Origin of the sequence: Faecalibacterium sp. DFI.5.82 (assembly GCF_029076575.1) — a bacterium.
GTDB classification, from domain to species: Bacteria; Bacillota; Clostridia; order Oscillospirales; family Ruminococcaceae; genus Faecalibacterium; species Faecalibacterium duncaniae.
Genome location: NZ_JARFIS010001077.1, coordinates 1 through 290, shown reverse-complemented (window position 1 = coordinate 290; position 290 = coordinate 1). Strand labels below are relative to the sequence as shown.

The window sequence follows — 290 nt, the reverse complement described above, 5'->3', positions numbered from 1 at the left end:
ATGACATTGTTGCTGCTGCGTTTGATGGTGTCCACGTTGGCGGCGGATCGTTCGCTGACCGTGAAGCGGAAGTTGTTCTGCACCAGCCGGTGCAGCCCTTCCAGACACAATAGCAGGATGCCTTCCAACTCGGCGCACATCTTCTCCACAAGAAAGGGATCGTCCGTGCGGTCAGCAGGATTGTCCTTGGTGGTCAGGATGAGTTGGCGGCGGAAGAAGCCATCCGAATGGTCGTACAGCGAGGTCAACGCACCGTTGCCGAAGCAGAGGAACCGGGCGTAGATGTCCCG

At 58.3% G+C, this 290-nt stretch carries 1 pseudogene; it reads right to left on the bottom strand.

Going from position 1 to position 290, the window contains the following annotated elements:
- Positions 1-290 (bottom strand): annotated as a pseudogene (locus P0G09_RS20220) (DNA primase); the annotation flags it as partial.